The organism is Streptomyces sp. NPDC051963 (assembly GCF_044593495.1).
Lineage (GTDB): Bacteria > Actinomycetota > Actinomycetes > Streptomycetales > Streptomycetaceae > Streptomyces.
The window spans coordinates 1-15,523 of the sequence record NZ_JBIUCC010000023.1; the positions used below are offsets into that span (position 1 = coordinate 1).

Genomic DNA, 15,523 nt, shown 5'->3' on the forward strand with positions numbered 1-15,523 from the left:
CCAGCAGACCGCCACCCTCGGACATGTCTGTCGAGCGTAAACACCGACAACACCACACACCTCGACATGCCACGGCCAACCGTGCACGAGGTCGTAGGGCGTGTATCGAAAGTCAGCCCCCGGCCCCCGGTCACGCTGCTTTCGGGTCCTCACCGGCCAGGAATGGATGCAGCAGCGTGAGCAGGGCGCGCGGGCGGTGCAGCGGGATGATGTGGCCGCAGTCTTCGATGATGTGTCCGGTGAGATCGTCGGTGACCGGGCGGAGCTGGCGTTCCAGCGCAGCACCGACGGGCCGGGCGCCCAACGCCATCGTCGGCACCGTCAGGCGGGTAGTGGCGACTGCCTGCTCGATCTGTACCGCGCTCTCGGGCAGCGCCCGGTAGTACGAGAACGCGCGGCTCAACGCCTGGCGGCCGGTGTATGCGCGGACGAAGGCGTCCCGGAGAATAGGGCGCACCCCGTCGCCGAGCGTGCCGGCGCGCAGAAACCAGTCGACGTAGGCGGCCTCGTGGCCCTCCAGCACGGTCTCGGCAAGGCCGGGCGCGGCGGAATGGAAGCCGAACCACCACGGCGGCCCGTCGGCCAGGAAGTCCTCTGCGCCAGGCAGCCTGCCCAGAAGGGACTCCATGACGACCAGACGCCGGACGAGACCGGGGCGACGCAGGGCGAGGAGGAAGGCCGGCGCGGTACCCGCGTCGATGCCCACCACGGCGGCTGGGGACACGCCGAGTGTGGTGAGAAGCGCCGCGGCGTCCTCGGCCAGGGTGCCCGCGTCGTACCCGGAGGCGGCCCGGCTGCTCGCGCCGAACCCGCGCAGGTCCGGCGCGATGACGCGGTAGCGGCCGGACAGGTCGGCCATGACGTCCGTCCACAGCTCCCAGGTGTGCGGGAAACCGTGTAGCAGCAGGACGGCCGGGCCCGATCCGGCGAGGGCGACGTTCAGTTCGACACCGTTGACGGAGATGCGCCGCAGCTCGGGCATGGAGAGGCTCCAGATGTGGTGAGGAATAGTGACTACGTCACGCTAAGGAACTATCTTGGTTCCTCCAAGACGGCACTTTCCCTTCAGGTGGTGAGCCCTGAGTGACCACATCGAGGCCCGGCGAACCCAGTCGGCGGCCCGGTGAGCGGGGTGATTTGCTGAATCCGCTCTGCCCGACCCGCCAGTTGCTCGACCGTATCGGCACTAAGTGGACGTCGATGGCGGTCAAGGTGCTGGCCGAGGAGGCGCCGGACGAGCTCCGTTTCGCGGAACTGCGGCGCCGCATCCCCGGCATCTCACAGAAGATGCTGTCCGTCACCCTGCAGAGCCTCGTCCGCGACGGCCTGGTCGCGCGCCGAGTGGAACCCACCGTGCCACCCGCCGTCCACTACCGGCTCACCGAGCTCGGCCTGTCCCTCGAAGGGCCGCTCTCCGCCCTGCGGGTCTGGGCCGAGACACACATGCCGGAGATCGACCGCAGCAACCAGCTCGCCGACGAGTCACCCCCCAACTAGGGCGTGGATCGAATGTGCTGGTCACAGCCACTCGTTGATGGCCGCGACAAGAACGGTCGCCTCGTAGCGGACCGCGAGCTTGATGCCCCTACGGATGTCAACCGGCGGCGACGGGTGGCGGAGATTGCCTTCTGGACGTGAGAAGGGCTTGGTAGATCTCGCGGGCGACGTTGCGTTTGAGGCATCGGATGGCCTCGCGTTTTGCCCTCGGTGACGCGTCGTTCCACGTAGGAATGGGTGCGAGTGTCCCAGCGTAGGCGGGCTATGACGATGGTGTAGAGCGCTGGATTGGCCTAGTACTCCAGCAGCGCTTCGCTATCTGGCCTGGTCAAAGGCATCGTCGGGAGTGTAGTTGGCTGACGGAATGTCAGGGGCGGTCTTGCCGGACCGCCCCTCCAACGAGTGGCACCGAGCAATGCCCGAACTGTGACGAGGGCAGTCTCACCGCGTGATCGACGACCTTGCCGACGCGACCTGGGACCGTGAACTCGACGACCTCTTCCTGCGCATCGGCCACCGTTTCGGCCGCGCCGACCTGCGACGCCGCATGCGTGACTACGTCCGCGCGCTGCTCGGCCCGGTCGGACGCAAAAACGGCTGGCAACTGGCCGAACACGCCGGCCACCGCACCCCCGACGGCCTGCAGCGGCTACTGAACGCGGCCACCTGGAGTGCCGACGCCGTCCGCGACGACCTGCAGACATATGTCGCCGTGAAGCTCGGTGAGGACGATGGGGTACTCATCCTCGACGCCACCGGCTTCGTCAAGAAAGGCACCACCTCTGCCGGTGTGCAGCGCCAGTACTCCGGCACCGCCGGCCGCACCGAGAACTGCCAGATCGGTGTCTTCGCCGTCTATGCCACCTCCCTCGGCCGGGCCTTGGTGGACCGCGAGCTGTATCTGCCCAAGTCCTGGACGGACGACCGCGAACGCTGCCGCGCCGCCAAGATCCCCGACGAGAAGATCTTCGCTACCAAACCAGAGCTGGCCAGGGCAATGGTGCTGCGCGCACTCGCCTCACCGCTGCCAATCGCTTGAGTGACCGCCGATGCCGCCTACGGCCAGGAACGGCGCTTTCGCCGGATGCTGGAAGAAACCGCCATCGGCTACGTCCTCGCCGTCCCGAAATCCCAGCAGGTACCGCGCTTTGGACGCATCGACCACCTCTTCACCCAGGCACTGGATGAGGCATGGGAGAAACGCTGGTGCGGCGACGGCGCCAAGGGCCCGCGCGTCTATCACTGGGCAGCCGTCCAACTCCCCGTGATCGAGGACTTCGACGGCGAGCGCCCCACCCGTCACCGCTGGGCACTGGCCCGGCGCAGCATCAGCAGACCCGATGAGATCGCCTACTACCTCGGCTATGCCCCGGCGGGCACCGGCGTCGACCAGCTCGTGTGCGTTGCCGGGCGCCGGTGGGCGATCGAGGAGTGCTTCCAGGCCGCGAAGAACGAGTGCGGCCTGGATCAGTACGAGGTCCGCCGTTACGTCGGCTGGATGCGGCACGTCACCCTGGCCATCCTCGCGCACTCCTTTCTCGCGGTCACAGCGGCGCAGGCGGCCGCAAAGGGGGATGCAGAAACGGTTCCACCCTGGTTCCGCTCACCGTGGCGGAAGTCCGCCGGCTCCTGGCAACTGGCCCCGCACGCCAGCCCCGCACGCCACTTCGCATCCACGCAATGAGCTGGTCACGCTGGCGGCGCAGACGTCAGGCCGTCGCCAGGCACTGCCACTACCGGCGACGGTGCCACTCGTTGGAGGGGCGGTCCGGCAAGACCGCCCCTGACATTCCGTCAGCCAACTACACTCCCGACGATGCCTTTGACCAGGCCAGATAGCGAAGCGCTGCTGGAGTACTAACCGTCCAGACGGGACCAGAACGCGGTCAGGGCGCGCGCCGCCGGGTGCGGGTTCGTCACCGGCCACCAGTGCCCGGCATCGGCGAGTTCGGCGATCTCGGCACCGGCGGCCTCGCCTGCGGACCGGTGCTGCGCAGGCGTTCCACTGGCCTGGTCGGTGTCCGCGAGGGCGACCAGGGCAAGGCCGGGCCGCTGTCGAGCCTTCGCGAGGCCGCGGCCCGCGTCGGCCATCACCGGCTGGACGGCCGACCGCAGAAGCGAGAGCACCGCCCGCCCCATGCCGTCGTCCATCCCGGCGGCCACGCGTTCCGCGGCCGGGCCGGTCATCCCGAGCGCCCCGACGACCTCCAGCCGCTGCGTCAGCGTGCCGCCGAAGATTTCCTTCACCGAGGCCTCGCCTGCCCCTTCCTGTTGCCACACCTGGGCCCGCGCGTGCCAGACATAGTCCGGGTCGAAGAGGCCGAGTGCGTCCGATGCCCAACTGCGGATCAGATCCGGGCGGGTCATCGCGATCTGGGCGACGTGCGCGCCACCCCAGTCGTGGCCGACGAGATCGACGGGTTCCCGGAACTGCTCCAGCCGCGCAGCGAGCCAGTCACGGTAGCCCTCGACGGTGGCGGAGAAGTCGTTCGACGCGGGCACCCCGAAGCCGGGCGGGGACAGTGACACCGCGTCGTCCCGGCCGAGCGCGGCGATCAGCGGTCCCCACACGCCGGCGCTCTCCGGATTGCCGTGTACGAGTACCAGAGGAACAGGCATCAGCACTCCTTATTTGCGTGCATGTATGCAAGTAAGTGTAGCAGCGCTTGGTACAGGAGATCACTGCTGGAAGCTACGGCGTGACAGCGAATGCCGCGCGTGCCGAGCGCGTCGCCTCCCGGATGAGGGCGGGGACGTTGCGAACCGGAGGTTGGGCGATGAGTTGCAGCCCGGTCCCGCGGACCAGGGCGACGATCAGCACGGCGGCCGCGGCCGGGTTCGTGTCGGGTCGGATGGACCCGTCGGCGACGCCCTGGCGGACCACGTTCGCCAGGAGCTGCCGGAAGTCGGCGTCCCGGCGGGCGAACAGCGGAGCCAACACGGGGTCGGCCGCGATCGCCTCGCCCCACAGTTGCAGGAACGCGCGCGCCGACGGTGTCCGCCGCACGACGTTGCGCAGGTACGCCTCGATGATCCGCACCAGGTGGTCCAGGCCGTCTCCCTGGTAGGCGGGGACGTCGAACCGCTGCGCCTCGTCGACCACGGCTTCCAACAGCCGTTCCCGGCTGCCGAAATGGTGGTAGACGATGCCGCGGCTGTACCCGGCGGCTTCCCCGACCTCGGCGAGCGTGACGGCTCGCGACCCGCTGCGCGCGATGAGCGCCATCGCCGCATCCAGCACGCGCCGTTCGGTCTCGGCGCGTCGTTGCTCCTGCGTTCGCCTGGCCAGCCGATCGGTCATGCGTCATACCCTCCTGGCCGGCCCCTTGGTCAACGAAGTGTGCCACAGCGTCTTCCCGCAGGTCTCCCGCCGTCTGACCTCGATGCCGTTTGCCGGCCACGCCGCCTTCTGCGTTCTGACAGGGCCGTGGACCAAGCTGTTTCACCGGGTGAGCGCGGATCCGCAGATCGCCGTTGTAGCGGACGTAAGTGACATCGCTACGGGGCTTGTCCGCCAGGTCATCGCCCGTGGCACGATGTGGCTGCGGCTGACCTGGTTCGGTGTCACGCCCCGCCCATGGGTTCGGCGGGGGTTGCCATCAGGCAGGGCGGAGTTTTCGGAGCATGACGGTGAAGTTGGGGGAGTCGGGGAAGGGCTGGCGGTTTCCGATCGTTCGGTAGTCCCACGTTTCGTACAGGGATTGCACTTTGGGGTGGTGGGGGTCGACGAGGAGGACGGCGAGGGCTTCCGGTCGGCTCTCCAGCAGGGCCTTGTGCAGTCGCTCGGCTGTGCCGGTCTTACGCCATTTCGGGCGCACCATCAGTTCGGACACGGAGAACGTCGAGTCATCTGCTGGCGTTGGGCTCACGTGCTCGCGCCACCACTCACGGCCCGGGTTGGCTGGGGCGCCGTAGGCGAAGCCGACTGGTTCGGCGTCGTCGTAGCCGATGACGCAGGCGAAGCCGGGGTTTCCGCCCCAGTGGTCGACGAACCAGGGGAATCCGCGTAGGCGTCCGCGTGCACATTCAACAGGGTCTGTCGGATGTGCGGTAGATCGTCGTGTCCGTAGTGGCGGAGTTCGATGGCTGCCTTGGTCAAGGGGTGCCCCATTCGGTGCGGTAGCGGTCGATCCACTCGTGTGCGATGTGCGCGGAGGGAGCCAGGGTGATCAGATCGCGTTGGAAGCTGCCGAGGGCTTGACGCATGCGGCCGGGGATCGAGTCGCCGGCCATGATGTCGAACACGTCGCCGCTGGTGGCTACTGCCTGCTCGACGTCGCCTTGATGGAGCTGGGCGAGGGCGAGGCGGACGGTGGTGTTTGCGCGGTTGCGGCGGTATGCCTCGGGCAGGGAGGCGAGCGCCCGGTAGAGGCGGCCTCAGCTTCCGCCGGGTGCCCGACGACGTCCCGCACGATGGCGGTGATTGAGTGCAGCTCGGCGGGTCCGTAGAAGGCCATCCAGATAGGCAGCGGGACCGACATGTCGGCCTTGCCCATCGCGTCCTCGGCACGGTCGAGGGAGCGCAGGGCCGCGCGGTGTTCCCCGGAGTGAGCGAGACCGATAGCGGTCCGGGCGTGGGCGAGGGAGGCATGCATGGGGCTGCGGCGGACCGCGGTTGTCGCCTGGGCAGCCTGGGCGGCGGCGACCGCTTCGGCGTACTCTGCGCGCTGCCTGGCGAGCATGGCCCGCAGATTCCAGACCTGCATGGTCATTTCGGGATCCTGGGCCATTCCTGCGAGGGTCAGCGCGCGGTCGAGGTGTCGGCCAGAGTTGTCGAGCAACCCGGCGTCGATCAGGGACCACGCGGCGGTCGCGGTGAAGTCCGAGGCGAGGGCGAACAGACGTTGCCGGACGCGCTGTGTGGTGGATCGCTTCTGGAGGCCGAGGGCTTCAGAGGCTCCAGCGAGGGCAGCCCGTTCGAGCGCGGTGTGCCCGCCGCGTTCCGCGTCCAGGTCGACGAGGTTCTCGACGTGGTCACGGAGCCGGATGACGTCGGAGGTGCCGACGTGGGACGGGCGGGAGCCTGCACTGACGAGGGGCACGGCGACGGCGGCGGCTGTGCCGGTGGCCGCCCCGACGAAACGGCGGCGGTGCACTGAGGGGTCCAGGGAAGCCAGGGAGGCGGGCACCAAGGGGGCGGGCACCAGGGGGGGCAGGAAACAGGCACCTCGACAGCTCCATCGCAGCCTCCCACCCTGCCTCAACTGTCAGCACCAGCCAACCGGTGGATGGTCTTGGACCCGCAGGGGCATAGCCGTACCAATGGAGAGAGGGGCGGCCTGTCCATGCCTGCCATCGCGGTGCTGTGCGCGTTCCTTGTGGCGATCTTCGAAAACCTGATCGGCCTCCAAGCCACCGTCTTCCTGACCGCCTTCGCCGTACCCGTAGGACTGGCCATCCGTTGGAAGAACCACCGCGTAGTCCTCCTGTGCCTCGCCACAACGGTCGCTGCGGTGTACGTCCACAACTTCTGAAGCGCCTCCGGCCTGCCCCATCATGGGGTCATGGAGTCGACCAACCTGAGGCCCGGCCACCTCACCGCCCACCAGACCGCACGCCTCCTCGGCGTCACCCTCGGCGGCCTCCGCCTCATCGTCCACCGAGGCCAGCTCCCCCGATCCGGCGGCACACCCCGACAGCCCTGGTACGCCGCCCACGACGTCGCAACGCTCGCCGCCAAACGAGCCGAACGCAAGACCGCTTGACCGCAGGTCAGACAGCGTCTATCGATCTCGGTGAACAATCGTGCCCTCAAACGGCACCACAAACGCACGACGAAGCCCCGGCCTGGTCCCCCCGGTCGGGGCTTCGTCGCGTCACAACACAACCATCGCCAGCCCACACACGTCACACCCGTGACACACCAGCGCTACCTGGGGGGACCATGCGCACCCGCACCACCACTGCGGCCCTGATCGCCGCACTCGCCATCACCCTCGTCGGCTGTAGCAGCAGCGACAACGACGAGAGCAAGCCCAAGACCACCGAGAGCAGCAGCCAGCCCAGCGCCGACGCCAGTGTCACTGAGAAGGCCGTCGGCATCCCCGCCGAGCCCACCGGCGCCAAGCGCGACGCCGTCCTCGCCGCCATCCTCGACGTCAACGCCAAGCTCACCGCCGACGAGGACAAGGCCATCGACGCGGCACGCAACCAGTGCTCAGCCCTCGACGGAGGCGCGACAAACCCGGACCACACCGCCGCTGAGCGGTTCTCGTACAACGGGATCACGCTTACCGATGACGACGGGGCACATCTCAACATCGGGCTCCGCAAGACGCTCTGCCCCAAGGCCTGGGCTTGATCCGCTTTGACGGACATCCGAGATCAGGGGTTCTGCCCCGGGAGGATGTCCATCATGGAGAGCATGGGGAAGAAGAAGCCACGCCCTCGCCGTTCGTTCACACCGGAGTTCAAGGTCGAGATCGTCGAGCTGTGCCGACGTGGTGACCGCTCGGTCGGTCAGATCGCCAAGTACTTCGACCTGACCGAGACCGCGGTGCGGCTGTGGGTCAGCCAGGCCGAAGTCGATGCGGGCGAGCGCGACGGGCTGACCAGCAGTGAGCGCGAGGAACTGGCCGCATTGCGGCGGGAGAACCGCCGGCTGCGGGAGGACGTCGACATCCTCAAGCGGGCCACGGCTTTCTTCGCGAAGGAGACCCGGTGACGGTCCACCCGTTCATCGAGGCGGAGAAGCGAGACGGTCACAGCGTCAAGCGCGCGTGTGAACTGCTGCAGGTCTCCCGAACCGCCTTCTACGCCCGCCGCACCGCCAAGCCCGGTCCGCGAGCGGTCCGTGACGCCGAGCTGACCGGGCAGATCGCCGAGGCCCACGCCAAGTCCCGCGGCACCTACGGCGCTCCACGCATCCACGCCATCCTCAAACGCGAGGGTGCCCTCTGCGGACGTCGCCGCGTCGCCAGACTGATGCGGGCGGCGGGCCTGGAGGGCCGCCACCGCAGACGACGGCACCTGACCACCGTCCCCGACCCCCGTGCCGCCTCCCGGCCCGACCTCGTCCTGCGGCAGTTCGGTCCCGACCCGGCCGGTGTCGACACCCGCTGGTGCGGCGACATCACCTATGTTCCGACCGAGGAGGGCTGGCTCTACGTGGCCACCGTCATCGACATCGCCTCCCGCCGGGTAATCGGCTGGGCGACGGCCGATCACCTGCGAACCGATCTGGTCGCCGATGCCCTCACAGCGGCCTGCCGACAGCGTCGTCCCACCCGTCCGGTGATCTTCCACTCGGATCGTGGCTGTCAGTACACCAGCCATCAATTCACCACCCTGGCAACGGAGGTCGGCGTTCGCCTGTCCGCCAGCCGCACCGGACAGTGCTGGGACAACGCGCTCGCCGAGTCGTTCTTCGCCACCATCAAAAGGGAGTTGTTCGACACCACCACCTGGCCCAGCCGGGCCGCCGCCCGCACCGCGATCTTCGACTTCATCGAGAGCTGGTACAACTTGCACCGACTGCACAGCAGCCTCGGCTACCGCAGCCCCGCCGAATACGAGACCGCACTCGCAGCCTGACCACCACACCAATGGTGTCCGCCAAAGCGGAACAAGCTCAGTCGTGTGGGCTTTTGGGTCGTAGCGCCGCAGGGTGAGGAAGGCTTGGGTGGCGGTGACGAGGGTGACGTGGTGGTGCCAGCCGTGCCAGGTGGGGCCTTCGAAGTGGTCCAGGCCCAGGCCGTGTTTGAGTTTGCGGTAGTTGTGCTCGGTCGGCCAGCGCATCTTGGCGATGCGGACCAGATCGGCGACGGGAGTGGTGGCGGGCAGATTGGTCATCCAGTAGCCGGTGGGCTGCGTCGATCCCTCCGGCTGTTCGACCAGCAGTGTCTGCAGGGGCAGCGCGCCGTCCCGCCGGGTGCGTCCGTCGGCGTGTTCCTGGGCGGTTCGCGTTGCTTCCTTGCCCGACGGCTGTACCTCAAGCACCGCAAACGGCGAGGCCATTGACCCCTTGCTGCCCTCCCGCCAGGTGATGTCCTCGAGGCGCGTGTCCGATCGATCAGGCAGGGCAAGGGGTGGGCCGGCTCGCGGTAGTCAGGCCGATTCGTTTGGATCATTCCCGCTGGCCGAGGTTGTTGGTGGTGATGTCCGGGTGAGTAGCCGCGTCAGTGCTCTGATCTCGACTTTCGGCGTTCTTGCCAGCACGGCGCTGTTCGCTGGCGCTGTTCGCGGGTACCGCTCGGGGGCATCGGCTCTATGGATCGCGGCTGGAGCTGTGATCTTCCTCAGCGCCTTGTACGCGCTCGTACGGGACGTGCGACGACTGCGTACAGGGGGCTATGCGGGCCGCTGACCACGTGTCGGTACGCTGCATCTTTTCGATTCTCGCGACCATGTCGGGCTCGGTCGCAGTCGGTTGGCGATGTGGCGTCGAGCTTTTGTCGTGTAGCCCAAGCTCGCCGTGGTGGCGGTGGCGATTGACCCACTCCGATGCGGTCGCCCTGGAGATGTCCATCTCTGCAGCGACGTGCGCGATGGGCCGAGTGTGGCAACGTTTGACCAGACGCCGGCGTCCTTCAGCACTCAGGGGTGCGTTGGCGTGTGTCATGGCGTGGCGTGAGTGTTGCGGAATGCGTGGTGTCGGGCCCCGGCGACGATGAGCAGGCTGACTGCCCCGAGGGCGGCGGCTGATATGGCGACCACGGTGACGCCCGAGCTTTGCAGCAGGAGACCACCGATGATGCCACCAAGGGCCATTGCGGCGTTCCAGAGGGTGACGAGGATGGCTTGCGCGGTGTCAGCGGCAGCGCTGCTGCGCCGCACTCCGGCTTGTCCGGCTGCGGTTTGCAGCAAGGTCGGGGCACCGCCCCACCCCAGGCCCCAAAGAACAGCGGCGACCCAAACGATCGCGTGTGTTGTGGTGACCGCAAGAGCTGCGGTGGCGAGAGTGAACAGCACCGCGCCGGTGATCATCAGAGCCCGTGGCCGGCGGTCGACATGGCGTCCGACGTACCAAATGCTCACCAGGCATGCGAGACCGAAAACAAGGAGAACCGCGTCGGTCGCTGACCCGAGCCCGGCGTGCTGTAGGTAGGGAGCGATGTAGGCATAGATGATCGTGTGCCCGAGAACGAACGTCGTGACCGTGACCATGATCGCCGCGACACCGGGCACCGCCAGGGTCTGCCGCAGGGGCGACTTCGCTGATTCTGGTGCGGGGTCCGAACGGTTGGTGTCAGCCTGTTCAATGGCGGGTTGCCCCACGCCGGGGACGGACACGCTGATCCAGCCGATGACGGCAAGAGTGACCAGGGAGACAGCGCCAAACGCCGCCCGCCACCCCACTTGTTCACCGATCAGCGTGCCGGCCGGAACCCCCAAGGACAACGCCACAGGGATGCCGGTCATCGCCACTGCGATGGCGCGGCCTTCCAAGCCGGTAGGTGCGATGCGACGGGCGTAGCCAGCGAGGATCGCCCACGCCAGGCCCGCGGCCACACCGGCGAGGAACCGGCCCGCAAGTAGGACGATGTATCCCGGTGCAACTGCAGTCAGCGTGTTGGCCACCAGGAAGACGGCCATGGCGCCGAGCAGTAGTGGTTTCCGCGGAACAGATGCTGTCGCCGTGGCGAGCGGGATCGCGGTCAACGCCGTACCAGCCGCATAGACGGTGACGGCCTGGCCGGTAGCACCTGAACTGGTGCCCAGTGAGGCCGACATCTCGGGCAGCACGCCGGCAGGCAGAGTCTCCGTCAAGCTCGTGATGAAGACGGCAGTCCCCAGTGCCAACAGCGCCGACCATGGCAGGCCGACCTGTCGCGAACGAGACTGTGTGTCAGAAGACGTGGTGGTCATGGACCGAATCTTGAAACCTTCACATAGATGTGATGGTCAAGTCGAGGTGCGCCGACTAGCTTCGGCGGGTGTGAGGATCGGTGAATTGTCGCGACTGACGGGTGCCTCCCGTCGGCTACTTCGCTACTACGAGGAGCAGGGGCTGATTGTCCCGGACCGGGGCGCGAACGGGTATCGGGAGTATGACGACCGCTACGTGGACCGGGTCAACCAAATCCGTGGCCTGCTTGATGCTGGGCTCCCCACTCGCATCATCAAGCAGATCCTTCCGTGCCTGGACAAACCTCGATCGATCCACTTTCCCGATGCAACACCGGAGATGCTGGCCTTGCTGGCCGCCGAGCGGGACCGGCTCACCGAGCGGATCGACGTACTCATCCGCAACCGTGATGCGATGAGCGAGTACCTGACTGAAGTCGGACAATGCCGAGCGCTGGCGCCTGGCAGCTCTCACGGAACACCGAACTCCCCGTCGGTGGTGTCAGCAACGTCATGACCCGCAACAGCTAGTGCTGTGACCACGTAGGTTCACCGGCATGGCGTGGCAGCGTGGCCAGTAGGCGATCCGTTCCCGGGCTGCCCGCCCGTGGACGGGGTAGCGGTGGTGGGTCAGTTCCTCGCCGAGCCGCCGCAGGGGAGGCGAGGTTGTCCGGCCGTTCGTGACGGTGTGCCCGCTCCAGCCCGGCCGCCCTCGCCCCTGCTCCTGGCTGGACCCACTCGCCACTTCGCCCGTCGGCAGCATCCGCCCCGACGGGTGACTATGGGCCGACGAGACTTGTGCAGGGTCGGCGAGCGCGCGGTCAGAACCAGTGCAGGCAGTGCGGGGGACGGTCGGCGCGGAAGAGGGAGTCAGCGAGGGTGGCCGCGCCTTGGCGGTGGGCTTGGATGTGTCCGGCACGTACGAGCGTGCTCGGGGCGGTGCCGCCGAGGTAGACGGAGCCCAGGTCGCGCACGTCCATGGACAGGTCGGGCTTCCGGTCCGTGGGGACGCAGTCAGCCTTGCCGTCCCGGACGGTCAGCAGGTAGCGGCCGTGTTCGCCGAAGAACGGGTCGTCGATGTCGAGGACGAGTTCGCCGTCCGTGAACCAGCCGCGCGCGGTCAGAGCACGCGGGACGTCCAGCAGCCGCACCCAGAGCCAGTCCATGTCGCCGCTCACCTCGCCGGCGCGGAAATCCGCGAACTGCCAGCGCAGCGGGTGCCCGGGCGGGACGTGCTTGAACACGACCTGAGAGACCAGATCGTGTCCGAGTACGAACCGGGCCAGGGCCGTGAAGACGGCGTCGTCGGTGGCGATGGTCTCGTCGACCGTCAGGGTGCCGGACTCGACCGAGTAGCTGGCGTACCCGTCCGGGACGCCGCCGGCGTCCCGGCGGACGGCGACGTAGCGCGGCGCCGGCGAGATCGGGGGCTGCCCCGCGCGCAAGGCCCACCAGCGGTGCGGACGGGACAGCGCGCCGGGCTGGGCGCGGCGGTACCGGTCGTAGACCTCTTCCAGAATCTCGCCGCACTCGGCCCGACGCAGCACCTCGACCGAGCCGTTATCCGAGCCGGCCGCTGGTGCGTCGGCCACTCCGCGTGCCCGGGGAACGGCGAGGGCGGCCTTGTGGCGCTCCACCGTCAGCTGCGCCGTGTAGGTCGCCGGTCCGTAGCCGAACCTGCCGTAGATCGGAGCCTCAGAGGCCAGCAGCACGGAAAGGAACTCCCCGCCGGCCCGCAACTCAGCGAGCTGATGCCGCATCATCGCGCTGAGCACGCCCTGGCGCCGGTGCGAGGGCAGAACGCCGACGGCGGTCACCCCGGCGGCCGAGACGAGAGTCTCACCGGGCAGGGTGAGCTCGAAGGAGTGCGCGGCCGCGGTGCCGACAGGCCGCCCGTCCGCCGTCAGAGCGAGCAGACAGCGGTCCATTTCGAGCGCCGACCACCAGCGCCCGCCGCCCTCGACCGGGGGTTCCGGGAAGAGCCCGAACGCGGCATGGACTGTGTCGACGAAGACGTCGAGATCCTTGTCGGTCGTGGGACGGATCTCCATTGTTGCCGCTGCCTCCTCGGGATACCGGCACCACGACTCATGGTGTCGGGCCACAGTGCAGCGTCAACCCGTAGCCAGGGCAAGCGAATTACGGCCGGGCCCGCAGCCGGACACGGCACAGCCCGGTCCAAGCCCGGCCCCGGGGGTGAGTCGCGGTGGCAGGGCTCGGCGGCGGTCGTGAGCCAGGCGTCAGGCCGTGACGGGCAGTGGGCGTCCGCCCCAGCGGATGCCCTTCTCGCTGCGGACGCGGACGCGTTCGCGTCGCTGGACGGCCAGGACATCGGGGTTGTGAGTTGCTGGTGTCGGGTCAGTAGATTTGCTGGCAGTGGGGTTGATCTTTCGGCTGGTGTATCTACTCAGGTCGGCACGTGCGCATGGTTGATCGATGCGACTGCTACGGGATGACCATGCCGCTGCTGTGGAGTGGCTAGCACAAGAGCCGTTTACTGTCGCGGAGTTGCTTCTTCCTGTGCACGCGATCCGGGCTGAGGCGTGTGCTAGCGGGTATGGCGAAACGTCAGCCACGGTTACCTATGGCCAGTCAGCCGACCGAGCCCGTACCCGCGTGTGTGGTACTGCGCCCGGCGGTGGTCCGTCGTCTGCTGGCCGTGGACGAGGGACCTGGTGCCTCGCGGGTGCACGTCCGTATTGCTGCTGAGGCTGCCGGGGTCTCGGAACACACTGTGTGGCGGTGGCTAGCGGATGCTCGTACCTCGGGACGTCTGGAGGCAGCCCCGCGGCGTGGGGGTTTCACGCTCGATGCTGCGTTGTGGACTCGCCTGGCCGAGTTGGGCGGGAACGTGTCGGCCCTGCACCGGTGGATGGTCGGCAACCAGGGCGTCGAGGCCAAGGACGCCGATCGACAGGTCGTGCCGTCTCTGGCAACGGTGATGCGCGTGGTGCGACAGGACCTCAAGACTGGCCGGGAACTTCAGGTGGCACGGCCGGCGCGGGGGCACGTCGATCCCGGCTGGTATGACCGGGCGGTGGCCGAACTCGCATTGCCCGGGATGGTCGAGGAAACCGGCCGGGCCGCTGGGCCCGAGCCAAGGACAGATAGCCAGACCCGTGACAGGCCCGAGGAAAGAGCCACTCCGGCCTTGCTGGATGGGGTGCGCTTGTACGCACCTGGTGCGCATCTGGTGTCGACGCGCCAACTGGCCGCCGTGACGGAAGCGGTAGCACACACGATCGCCGCTCGAGGCGTCATGTGCCTCTACAGCGATCCAGGCCACGGGAAGTCGATCGCCCTTTACCAGGCTCTGCGCCGACTGCCGCGACGTGTACCAGTCCGGTGGGCACGGGTGGCGGTCAAACCGGCCATGCCGCAGCTGCGCTCCGCGCTACTCACCGCCTTCGACCTGCCCGCGCAGTCCCTGACTCACCGGGCCGATGCCGCCGACCGCGCGCTCGTCGACGTCCTCAAAGCCCCAGGCGTGCTGGTCATCGATGACGCCCAACGGATCGCCGCCCCGAACTCGATTACCTCCGCCTGCTCGTCGACGCGTCATCCACCAAGACGTCACTGGTGCTGTGCGGGGCCGGTGCCGCACCCTGGCCCGGGCTCCCGCGCTGGCCTCACGGGTACTGACCTGGCAGCACGTTTCCCGCTTGGACGTTTCCCAACTCCCCACGGTGCTGCGCTTGTTCCATCCGCTCTGGGACACCGCGACCGACGACGATCTGTCGTATGCGGACGAGACATGCGCCCAAGGCAACTTCCGCACCTGGGCGAAGATCACGTCCCACTTGTACGCCACCTGCAGCCCCCATCCCGACAAGCACGTGGATCGCGCGCTGCTGACCTGGGCCTGCTCACGTCTAGGCCCTCATCCCTGACCCACGCGCCTAGCCGTTCGGGAACTAAGGGGACACCATGGAACGCAATCCCTCCCGCCACACTGACCCTCAACACCCTGCTGCGCCAGCCCTCGACGATGCTTCCATGAGGGCCTTGAGGAGCCCAGCGGTACGGAACTTGCTGGATCTCCGCTCCCGGAACGAGCTCACCACCAGACATGTGCAACTAGCAGCACAGTGCCTCGACGTCTCGGAACGCACCGTGTGGCGCTGGCTGGCCGAGGCCACCTCCACCGTGTGTGTGTCAGTAGCGGGGTCCGGGGTGTGTGCTGTTCGGGGTCAGGCTGCTCTCTGACATCGATGGGTGAGGGGTCACTGTCATCGCTGCA

Annotated in this window: 14 protein-coding genes and 4 pseudogenes; 8 read left to right on the plus strand and 10 right to left on the minus strand. The window is 68.0% G+C overall.

All coding sequences use genetic code 11. The features are described 5' to 3' along the window. Positions 1-130 precede the first annotated feature (130 nt). Positions 131-982, minus strand: coding sequence for an alpha/beta fold hydrolase (locus ACIHFB_RS45565; protein WP_400129970.1), 852 nt, complete (start codon positions 980-982; stop codon positions 131-133). Between the two features lie 101 nt (positions 983-1,083). Here ACIHFB_RS45565 and ACIHFB_RS45570 point away from each other — a divergent pair, with 101 nt between their 5' ends. Continuing rightward, a complete protein-coding gene (locus ACIHFB_RS45570) occupies positions 1,084-1,497 on the plus strand; it encodes a winged helix-turn-helix transcriptional regulator (RefSeq protein ID WP_400129973.1) in 414 nt (137 codons plus the stop codon). Positions 1,498-1,945: 448 nt separating this feature from the next. Beyond that, positions 1,946-3,181, plus strand: a pseudogene (locus tag ACIHFB_RS45575) (IS701 family transposase). 173 nt (positions 3,182-3,354) lie between these two features. Here ACIHFB_RS45575 and ACIHFB_RS45580 read toward each other — a convergent pair. The 5 genes and pseudogenes from ACIHFB_RS45580 to ACIHFB_RS45600 all read right to left on the minus strand — a co-directional run bounded on the left by ACIHFB_RS45580 (position 3,355) and on the right by ACIHFB_RS45600 (position 6,641). After that, the gene (locus ACIHFB_RS45580; RefSeq protein ID WP_365287450.1) at positions 3,355-4,116 is read right to left on the minus strand and encodes an alpha/beta hydrolase; all 762 of its coding nucleotides are present in this window, start codon (positions 4,114-4,116) and stop codon (positions 3,355-3,357) included. A 73-nt stretch (positions 4,117-4,189) separates the two neighbouring features. Then, positions 4,190-4,798, minus strand: a complete 609-nt coding sequence (locus tag ACIHFB_RS45585; protein WP_365287448.1) for a TetR/AcrR family transcriptional regulator — start codon at positions 4,796-4,798, stop codon at positions 4,190-4,192. 298 nt (positions 4,799-5,096) lie between these two features. Next, positions 5,097-5,608, minus strand: a pseudogene (locus ACIHFB_RS45590) (GNAT family N-acetyltransferase). Continuing rightward, on the minus strand, positions 5,593-5,742 hold the full coding sequence (locus ACIHFB_RS45595; protein ID WP_400129975.1) for a hypothetical protein: 150 nt from the start codon (positions 5,740-5,742) through the stop codon (positions 5,593-5,595). The pseudogene ACIHFB_RS45590 and the gene ACIHFB_RS45595 overlap by 16 nt, the downstream one beginning before the upstream one ends. Positions 5,743-5,756: 14 nt before the next feature. Continuing rightward, positions 5,757-6,641: a hypothetical protein gene (locus ACIHFB_RS45600; protein WP_400129977.1), complete on the minus strand. Its 885-nt coding sequence runs from the start codon at positions 6,639-6,641 to the stop codon at positions 5,757-5,759. Positions 6,642-6,782: 141 nt separating this feature from the next. On the opposite strand from ACIHFB_RS45600, the gene ACIHFB_RS45605 reads away from it, so the two are divergent. The 5 genes from ACIHFB_RS45605 to ACIHFB_RS45625 all read left to right on the plus strand — a co-directional run bounded on the left by ACIHFB_RS45605 (position 6,783) and on the right by ACIHFB_RS45625 (position 9,030). After that, positions 6,783-6,971: a hypothetical protein gene (locus ACIHFB_RS45605; protein WP_365287444.1), complete on the plus strand. Its 189-nt coding sequence runs from the start codon at positions 6,783-6,785 to the stop codon at positions 6,969-6,971. A gap of 30 nt (positions 6,972-7,001) precedes the next feature. Beyond that, positions 7,002-7,202, plus strand: a complete 201-nt coding sequence (locus ACIHFB_RS45610) for a hypothetical protein (RefSeq protein WP_365287442.1) — start codon at positions 7,002-7,004, stop codon at positions 7,200-7,202. A 179-nt stretch (positions 7,203-7,381) separates the two neighbouring features. After that, positions 7,382-7,798, plus strand: coding sequence for a hypothetical protein (locus ACIHFB_RS45615; RefSeq protein WP_365287440.1), 417 nt, complete (start codon positions 7,382-7,384; stop codon positions 7,796-7,798). A 63-nt stretch (positions 7,799-7,861) separates the two neighbouring features. Beyond that, positions 7,862-8,161, plus strand: coding sequence for a transposase (locus tag ACIHFB_RS45620; protein ID WP_400129980.1), 300 nt, complete (start codon positions 7,862-7,864; stop codon positions 8,159-8,161). Further along, complete coding sequence (locus ACIHFB_RS45625) at positions 8,158-9,030, plus strand: IS3 family transposase (RefSeq protein WP_400129982.1); 873 nt, start codon at positions 8,158-8,160, stop codon at positions 9,028-9,030. The genes ACIHFB_RS45620 and ACIHFB_RS45625 overlap by 4 nt, the downstream gene beginning before the upstream one ends. Before the next feature lie 754 nt (positions 9,031-9,784). Here ACIHFB_RS45625 and ACIHFB_RS45630 read toward each other — a convergent pair. Continuing rightward, a pseudogene (locus ACIHFB_RS45630) lies at positions 9,785-10,057 on the minus strand (leucine zipper domain-containing protein); the annotation flags it as partial. Continuing rightward, entirely contained in the window at positions 10,054-11,304 is a 1,251-nt protein-coding gene (locus tag ACIHFB_RS45635; RefSeq protein WP_365287436.1) for an MFS transporter, read from the minus strand. The pseudogene ACIHFB_RS45630 and the gene ACIHFB_RS45635, both read right to left, overlap by 4 nt. A gap of 70 nt (positions 11,305-11,374) precedes the next feature. Here ACIHFB_RS45635 and ACIHFB_RS45640 point away from each other — a divergent pair, with 70 nt between their 5' ends. Continuing rightward, positions 11,375-11,800 carry a MerR family transcriptional regulator gene (locus ACIHFB_RS45640; RefSeq protein ID WP_106972557.1) on the plus strand — a complete coding sequence of 142 codons (426 nt, stop codon included), beginning with the start codon at positions 11,375-11,377 and terminating at the stop codon, positions 11,798-11,800. Between the two features lie 304 nt (positions 11,801-12,104). On the opposite strand, the gene ACIHFB_RS45645 is transcribed toward ACIHFB_RS45640, so the two are convergent. Next, a complete protein-coding gene (locus tag ACIHFB_RS45645; RefSeq protein WP_400129985.1) occupies positions 12,105-13,334 on the minus strand; it encodes a GNAT family N-acetyltransferase in 1,230 nt (409 codons plus the stop codon). A 189-nt stretch (positions 13,335-13,523) separates the two neighbouring features. Beyond that, a pseudogene (locus tag ACIHFB_RS45650) lies at positions 13,524-13,622 on the minus strand (IS630 family transposase); the annotation flags it as partial. Positions 13,623-15,523: the final 1,901 nt, after the last annotated feature.

Bases quoted from the DNA above. Each gene is read 5' to 3' on its own strand.
- ACIHFB_RS45565 (WP_400129970.1), bottom strand. From the start codon at position 982: ATGCCCGAGCTGCGGCGCATCTCCGTCAACGGTGTCGAACTGAACGTC.
- ACIHFB_RS45580 (WP_365287450.1), bottom strand. From the start codon at position 4,116: ATGCCTGTTCCTCTGGTACTCGTACACGGCAATCCGGAGAGCGCCGGC.
- ACIHFB_RS45585 (WP_365287448.1), bottom strand. From the start codon at position 4,798: ATGACCGATCGGCTGGCCAGGCGAACGCAGGAGCAACGACGCGCCGAG.
- ACIHFB_RS45605 (WP_365287444.1), top strand. From the start codon at position 6,783: ATGCCTGCCATCGCGGTGCTGTGCGCGTTCCTTGTGGCGATCTTCGAA.
- ACIHFB_RS45610 (WP_365287442.1), top strand. From the start codon at position 7,002: ATGGAGTCGACCAACCTGAGGCCCGGCCACCTCACCGCCCACCAGACC.
- ACIHFB_RS45615 (WP_365287440.1), top strand. From the start codon at position 7,382: ATGCGCACCCGCACCACCACTGCGGCCCTGATCGCCGCACTCGCCATC.
- ACIHFB_RS45620 (WP_400129980.1), top strand. From the start codon at position 7,862: ATGGGGAAGAAGAAGCCACGCCCTCGCCGTTCGTTCACACCGGAGTTC.
- ACIHFB_RS45635 (WP_365287436.1), bottom strand. From the start codon at position 11,304: ATGACCACCACGTCTTCTGACACACAGTCTCGTTCGCGACAGGTCGGC.
- ACIHFB_RS45645 (WP_400129985.1), bottom strand. From the start codon at position 13,334: ATGGAGATCCGTCCCACGACCGACAAGGATCTCGACGTCTTCGTCGAC.